The sequence below is a fragment of the Lysinibacillus sp. NPDC093688 genome (assembly GCF_050280145.1).
In the GTDB taxonomy this organism is placed as follows: Bacteria; Bacillota; Bacilli; order Bacillales_A; family Planococcaceae; genus Lysinibacillus; species Lysinibacillus xylanilyticus_B.
Genome location: NZ_JBNNUX010000082.1, coordinates 1 through 7,051 on the forward strand (window position 1 = coordinate 1; position 7,051 = coordinate 7,051).

Consider the following 7,051-nt stretch of genomic DNA (forward strand, 5'->3'; position numbering starts at 1 on the left):
TTCGTTCCGGCTGGGCGACTCCTTGGGGATTAGCGATAGAGGAACGAAGGCTAAAAGCATCACATCCTGTGATAACGCCTTCGTGACCAACATCGGTGCTGCTGCCGCTACGTTGCACTGCGCTTTCGCACAGAAAACATTTGTTGCCCCGACGCCCCGGAAAGCGCCCAGCCGGAACGGAAATCAACCATACGTTATGGTGAAGAGCCGATTTTAAACGAAGAGGTGTTCTATGTCAGTTTATACACATTCTATAATGGTAGCTTTTTTAATAACAATTTTCGCATCCTTTGTGCTATTTGTACCTTGGCTTATTTATACGTATCGGAAATATGGCTACTTATCTGTATCCAAAACCATTATAACGTTCTCATTTATTTTTTACTTTTTATCGGCATTATGCTTAGTTTTATTGCCTTTCCCGGAGACACGTGATACTTGCTCTCTGCAAGCCCCAGATACAGTCCATTATAATTTACATCCTTTTCAATTTGTCACGGATATTTTAAAGGATAGTGGGATTGTTCTGACGAATCCATCAACATGGATTTATATTCCAAAGCAACCTGCTTTTTTTCAGGCATTTTATAATTTCTTACTGCTTATGCCTTTTGGCGTGTACTTGCGTTATTTTCTTAAAAAAAGAAAGTACTGGAAGCGTGCATTTCTATTTAGCTTTTTGCTAACATTGTTTTATGAGGTAACCCAATTTACAGGGATATATGGCATCTTTAATTGTGCGTATCGAATTTTTGATGTAGATGATTTAATACTTAACAGTGTTGGTGCACTATTAGGGTTCTTCTTAGCCCCTGTTGTGTGGGCGCTGTTTCCTTCTCATGAAAAGGTGACGGCTAAAGCAGCAGAAATGGTCGAGAAAGATATTGTCAAACCATTATCGATTTTGTTGGCACTAGCTATAGATTTATTTACAGCGCAAGTCATTTTGTTCTTTGTTAGTGTCGTAACAGGCTATAGTGGCATTTTCGAGTTTTTAATAAAAATTGCTTTGTATACGTTGCTCTTTGGTGTTGTTCCAAGCTTTACAAAAGGTGCAACATTAGGGATGAAGTTTATGCGATTTACAATGGTCAGTGAAAACGGCAAAAGTATTGTCAGTCAATCTTTGCGTCGTTGTGTTGCTATTCTCGTGGTAGTCTGTACTTCAGAGATTATAACAATTATAGGGAATATAAAATTAGATATGGATTCACCATTTTATGTACTACAAATTGTCATTACATTGTTAGCCTTTATAGCGAACTTTGTTTTAATGATGGTTATTGCTATTCATGTAATACGTGTCATTGTAAGTGGAGGTAGACGCCGTTTTTATATGGACTATTATGCAGGCTTACTAGCAACGAGAAAAAAATAAGGGGGATTGTTGGATGAAGTACGTAATCATCGGAGGAGATGCTGCCGGAATGTCAGCAGCAATGGAAATTTATCGAAATGTACCTGGGGCAGAGATTACATCTGTAGAACGTGGATTTATTTATTCATATGGGCAGTGTGGCTTGCCTTATGTTGTGGATGGGCGTATTTCATCGACCAAGCGTCTTATAGCAAGAGATGTAGAAACGTTTCGTGATAAGTACGGTATTGATGCTCGTGTTGGTCATGAGGTTAACGGAATTGATGTAGACAAGAAGCTTGTTTTTGGAACACAATCAGCTGGAGAATCATTTGAAATTCCTTATGATAAGTTACTTATTGCAACAGGCGCGGATTCTATTATGCCGGTGGAGAAGGGTTCGGATTTGACGGGTATACACACTGTGAAAACAATACCTCAGCTAGATGAATTACTAGCCGATTTAACGCCGGATATAGAAAATGTAACAATTATAGGCGCAGGCTATATTGGACTAGAGATGGCTGAAACGATTCATGCTTGCGGCAAAAAAGTGAGATTGATTCAACGAGGTAGCTTTGTAGCACGGATTCTAGATGAAGAGCTTGCACAACATGTTCATGAGGAAGCGAAAAAGAATGATATCGACCTCGTGCTAAATACAAAAGTAGAGGCGTTTGAGGGGAATCACCGTGTTGAACGTGTTATAACGGACAATGGCGCATATGATACGGATTTAGTCATTATGGCTGTGGGGATTAAGCCGAATACACAATTTTTAGAGGGAACAGGCATAGCACTAGCTAAAAATGGTGCGGTTATCGTCAATCGACATTTAGAGACATCAGTTGAAAATATTTATGCTGCGGGAGATTGTGCAACGCATTTTAATATTGTGAAAGAACGCCTAGATTATATACCTCTTGGAACGACAGCTAATAAGCAAGGTCGTTTAGCAGGGCTCAATATGTCGGGCAAGTTTGCGCCGTTTCGTGGGATTGTAGGTACTTCAATCTTAAAGTTTTTCAATTTAACGATTGCCACGACTGGTATTAATGAGCGCAATGCTAAAGAGCTAGGTTTTGAATATGAGGCATTTAAATTGTCTGCTCGTCATATTGCAGGATATTATCCAGGTGCGCAACGGATGTTTATTAAAATTGTTGTTCGTAAACGGGATCAACAGCTTTTAGGCGCACAAATTGTTGGTCCGGCAGGTGTTGATAAACGGATCGATGTGTTTGCGACAGCCTTATACAATAAAATGACGTTACCAGATTTACTAGATTTAGATTTAGCTTACGCGCCTCCATTCAATGGTGTTTGGGATCCACTACAGCAGGTTGCCAGAATTAATGCGCGTTTATAACATAGGGGGTTATTAAAAATGAGCATTTATGACATTCAGGTTGCTTTGGAGGATGGTACTGAATATAGCTTAGATCGGTATAAGGGTAAGGCAATGCTAATTGTTAATACGGCTTCAAAATGTGGTTTTACACCGCAGTTTGAAGAATTAGAAGATCTATATAAAAAATATCAGGATGAAGGCCTTGTTGTTCTTGGCTTCCCCTCAAATCAGTTTAAGCAAGAGGTAGCAACTGCTGAGGAAGCGGCGTCACAATGTCGTTTGACATATGGGGTGACGTTCCCTATGCATGAAATAGTGAAGGTCAATGGTAAGGATGCACACTCTGTTTTTGAGCATTTGACATCGCATTCAAAAGGCTTTCTCGGCAACAGTATAAAGTGGAACTTCACAAAATTCCTTGTGAATCGTAATGGTGAAGTTGTTGGACGCTATGGATCAGCTGATAAGCCAAGTAGCTTTGAGGACGATATACAAAAAGCATTATAATAAAGTTGGGGATTCACGCACAGTTTTGTGTGTGAATCCTTTTTTTGCTCTTTTGAGGGGAGATGTCGATAAAAATTAAAAGTTGGGTGATAAAACTTGAAAGTTAGTCGATAAAATTCAAAAGTTGGGCGATAAAACGTGAAAGTTAATCGATAAAACTAAAAAGTTGGGTGACATTTTGTTAAAACGTATATCATGTGGATAAGTTGATTGGAGTGGAGACTGGGCGACTCCTTGGGGATCAGCAATAGAGGAACGAAGGCTAAAACCATCACATCCTGTGATAACGCCTTCGTGACCAACCTCGTGTTGGCCCGAGACCCTGCAGCGAAGCGAAGCGGCTCATCGGACGCCCCCAGGAAAGCGCCCAGTCGGAACGGAAATCAACCTCTCATTATGGTGATGAGCTAACTATGATTTAAGGTTGTTGTAAGCTTGGGACAAATTTGTTGTAAGTTTGAGGGCGTATATTAAAGTCAGAAAGAAGAGGTGAGCGTTTATGACGCCATTATTAAAGGTACAAAATGTAGAAAAGACTTACGGCAAAGGCGCAAATACATTTACAGCGCTATCGAATATATCATTTGAAGTAGAAAAAGGAGAGTTTGTTGGTGTAATGGGGCCTTCAGGGGCTGGGAAATCGACGCTATTAAATGTGTTAGCCACAATTGATACGCCAACGACTGGTGAAATTATTATTGGAGATACAAACTTAGCGCGCATGAAGGATGCAGAGTTAGCAGATTTTCGTCGCGACAATCTAGGTTTTATCTTCCAAGATTATAACTTACTCGATTCTTTAACAGTTCGTGAAAATATCGTACTGCCTCTTGCGATTGCAAAAGTGCCAACAAAGGCAATTAACGCAAGGGTAGAGCGTATAGCTACACTGTTTGGGATAAAAGAGTTACTTGATAAATATCCATACCAAATTTCTGGTGGGCAAAAACAACGTACAGCATCATCACGTGCGTTAGTAACAGAGCCGAAACTAATCTTTGCGGATGAGCCAACGGGTGCTCTTGATTCAAAATCAGCAACAGACTTGCTTGAAAGTTTAAGTGATTTAAATAATTCACAAGCTTCCACGATTATGATGGTTACACATGATGCATTTGCAGCAAGCTTCTGTCAGCGCATTCTATTCATTCAGGACGGACAGCTTTCTAAGGAAATTCATCGTGGTACTCAAACAAGAAAGCAGTTCTTCCAAGAGATTTTACAGGTGCTTGCTGGCATCGGAGGTGGAGTAAATGACGTTATTTAGTCTAGCGCGTAAAAATGTTCAACGTAATTTGTCGAACTACTTTTTATATATCGCCTCGATGGTCTTTAGTATCGTCATCTACTTTACTTTTGTGACATTGAAATATAATGATGATCTTTCAGCCTTAAAACAATCATCGCAGCAAATTAAAGGATTGATGAGTGCATCATCCGTTGTGCTATTATTCTTTATCATCATCTTTATGGCGTACTCCAATTCGTTTTTTATGAAGAGACGAAAAAAGGAAGTAGCACTTTACTCGCTACTAGGTGTGCGTAAGCAAAAAATTGGCTTAATGCTCTTTTTCGAGAATTTAGTGATTGGTCTTGTTTCTCTAGTACTAGGAATTGTTCTAGGATTCTTTATGTCACAAGGGCTATTAATGATTTTAGTTCGATTAATGGGCTATGAGGTTGTAGGAAGTTTAACTTTTTCCTCTGAGGCTCTAGTAAATACAACAGGGATTTTTGCGTTACTATTTTTATTCACCTCCTTACAGGGCTATCGTGTCATTTATCAATTTAAACTGATTGACTTGTTCCATGCTGAGAAGCAAGGAGAGAAAATTCCGCGTGCATCATTATTAGCAGCTATTCTTGGGGCAGCGCTAATTGCATTTGGTTATTACACAGCATCTGAAGATATATTTACAAGTAATATCTGGAGATTCTTCACAATACTAGGTACGCCATTAATGGTTATAGGTGTGACAATTGCAGGGACATATCTGTTATTCCATAGTGTTAGCGTATTTGTGTTAACGGCGTTGAAAAATGCAACTTCTTGGTCATGGAAAGGCTTGAACTTAATCGGGGTATCACAATTATTGTACCGTATTCGAGCAAACGCTAAATCGCTTTCGATCATCGCTATTTTAAGTGCGACAACAATTACAGCAGGTGGCGGCGTTTTCGGTATGTATTACAATGCGGAAGCAACTGTACGTCATATGTTACCTAACACATTTATGTGGAAGGGTGAGACAGTAAAATTTTCGCAAGAAGACGTCTTGTACAACGAAGCGCTTTCTGTAAAAAATTTACGTGTCGATAATGAATATTCGTTTTTTGAATATACATTATTAAAGGAATCCGACTATAATCGTTTAGCAAAATTGCAGGGGAAAGCTGAAGAACTGCACATTGCAGATGGTTCAACAGTGTTACTTGATGCAACTTTCGATGAACGTTTCTCACATGATTTTACGGGTGAAAAGTTTAAATTGGAGAACGGGGAATCATTCCATGTTGATAAAATGTATACAGAGAGCGTATTAAACTATATTGCAGCTGGTACAGTACTCGTTGTTAATGATAAAGTGTTCGCCGCAACAAATGCAGAAAATGTTAAAATGCAGGTAGTTGGTATGGATAATGACTTGAAGCAACAGGAGATTTCAAAAGAGATTTCCAATCAACTAGCTCCTGAACAGCAGGAAGGCTTTTCAAGTGTTCCACAAAGTTATGAGGCTAGTTTAGCTACTGTAGGATCACTATTGTTTGTAGGAAGCTTTTTAGGATTAGTATTTTTAGCAGCGACAGGAAGTATTATTTACTTTAAAATTTTGACAGAGGCTGAGGAAGATCAGTCTAAATATGCGATTTTAAATAAAATCGGTGTTAATAAAAAACAAATATTAAAAACAGTTGCAGGGCAGGTTGCCGTTATCTTTAGTGCACCACTCATTGTTGGTATCGCACATAGTGCATTTGCGCTGATAGCCTTTTCACAGTTATTTGGTATGGATATAACGAAACCTGTAATACTGTGGATGATTGCTTATTCTGCAATTTACGGCATTTATTATATCTTTACAGTTCGTTCATTCTATAAAATTGTTAGACAGGGGAATTAATATGAAAAAAGTTTTTTTAGGTATAGGAGCATTGTTTTTATTGTTCGTAGCAGGTCTTGTTGTTCTAATGACCGTAGATTTTAACCGTTTAAATAAAGAAGCATACTATGTTCATGTCACTTCTGATGGTGAAGTAGAGGAATTCAAGGCAAGTAACGGTGAAATATGGAAGTCATATTGGTATGAGGTACCTGCTTATGACAAAAACGGTGAAGAGCAAACATTAAAGTTTTCAGCTCAGAAAAATTTACGCCACGATGCATACTTGAAGCTTTATGTAAAAAAAGAAACGGAAGTTACATCATATGATGAAGTAAAATTCCATGAGCTACCTACAAAAGTGCAGGAGCAATTTAAGAAATAAGAAGAAGGAGTAGTCCCAATCATAGGGCTACTCCTTTACGTTGTTGAAGACTAGTATGTTAATGAAATTAAGTATGTCCCTCCAGCAAAACGAGAGGTTGATTTCCGTTCCGATTGGGCGCTTTGCCGCTGACGCTTCGCTTTCGCGCAGAGCAGAGCTTCCTGAGGGCGTCGGGGCAACAGGATGTTGGTCACGAAGGCGTTATCACAGGACGTGATGCTTTTAGCCTTCGTTCCCCTCCCGCTTCACTCGCGATGCTCGCTCCAGGGTCTCGGGCCAACAGATGTTTTCTGCGCGAAAGCGTAGTGCTAACGTAGCGGCAGCAGAGGGTTTTGTTTGTGCGAAAGCGC

Annotated in this window: 7 protein-coding genes; all 7 read left to right on the forward strand. The window is 39.4% G+C overall.

Going from position 1 to position 7,051, the window contains the following annotated elements; all coding sequences use genetic code 11:
• The coding region (locus ACQKN2_RS24865) for a hypothetical protein (RefSeq protein WP_427417306.1) at positions 1–217 on the forward strand (217 nt) is incomplete at its 5' end.
• Between the two features lie 15 nt (positions 218–232).
• The gene (locus ACQKN2_RS24870) at positions 233–1,378 is read left to right on the forward strand and encodes a VanZ family protein (RefSeq protein WP_427417307.1); all 1,146 of its coding nucleotides are present in this window, start codon (positions 233–235) and stop codon (positions 1,376–1,378) included.
• Between the two features lie 13 nt (positions 1,379–1,391).
• Positions 1,392–2,726 carry an FAD-dependent oxidoreductase gene (locus ACQKN2_RS24875; protein ID WP_427417308.1) on the forward strand — a complete coding sequence of 445 codons (1,335 nt, stop codon included), beginning with the start codon at positions 1,392–1,394 and terminating at the stop codon, positions 2,724–2,726.
• 18 nt (positions 2,727–2,744) lie between these two features.
• On the forward strand, positions 2,745–3,215 hold the full coding sequence (locus ACQKN2_RS24880; protein WP_427417309.1) for a glutathione peroxidase: 471 nt from the start codon (positions 2,745–2,747) through the stop codon (positions 3,213–3,215).
• 499 nt (positions 3,216–3,714) lie between these two features.
• Positions 3,715–4,482: an ABC transporter ATP-binding protein gene (locus ACQKN2_RS24885; RefSeq protein ID WP_323650654.1), complete on the forward strand. Its 768-nt coding sequence runs from the start codon at positions 3,715–3,717 to the stop codon at positions 4,480–4,482.
• Positions 4,469–6,337 (forward strand): FtsX-like permease family protein, encoded by a 1,869-nt coding sequence (locus ACQKN2_RS24890; RefSeq protein WP_427417310.1) that lies wholly within the window; start codon positions 4,469–4,471, stop codon positions 6,335–6,337. Before ACQKN2_RS24885 ends, ACQKN2_RS24890 begins: the two co-directional genes overlap by 14 nt.
• 1 nt (position 6,338) lies before the next feature.
• Complete coding sequence (locus ACQKN2_RS24895; protein ID WP_427417311.1) at positions 6,339–6,701, forward strand: YxeA family protein; 363 nt, start codon at positions 6,339–6,341, stop codon at positions 6,699–6,701.
• Positions 6,702–7,051: the final 350 nt, after the last annotated feature.

Coding starts and splice junctions, on each gene's coding strand:
- ACQKN2_RS24870 (WP_427417307.1), top strand. CDS start 233: ATGTCAGTTTATACACATTCTATAATGGTAGCTTTTTTAATAACAATT.
- ACQKN2_RS24880 (WP_427417309.1), top strand. CDS start 2,745: ATGAGCATTTATGACATTCAGGTTGCTTTGGAGGATGGTACTGAATAT.
- ACQKN2_RS24890 (WP_427417310.1), top strand. CDS start 4,469: ATGACGTTATTTAGTCTAGCGCGTAAAAATGTTCAACGTAATTTGTCG.
- ACQKN2_RS24895 (WP_427417311.1), top strand. CDS start 6,339: ATGAAAAAAGTTTTTTTAGGTATAGGAGCATTGTTTTTATTGTTCGTA.
- ACQKN2_RS24875 (WP_427417308.1), top strand. CDS start 1,392: ATGAAGTACGTAATCATCGGAGGAGATGCTGCCGGAATGTCAGCAGCA.
- ACQKN2_RS24885 (WP_323650654.1), top strand. CDS start 3,715: ATGACGCCATTATTAAAGGTACAAAATGTAGAAAAGACTTACGGCAAA.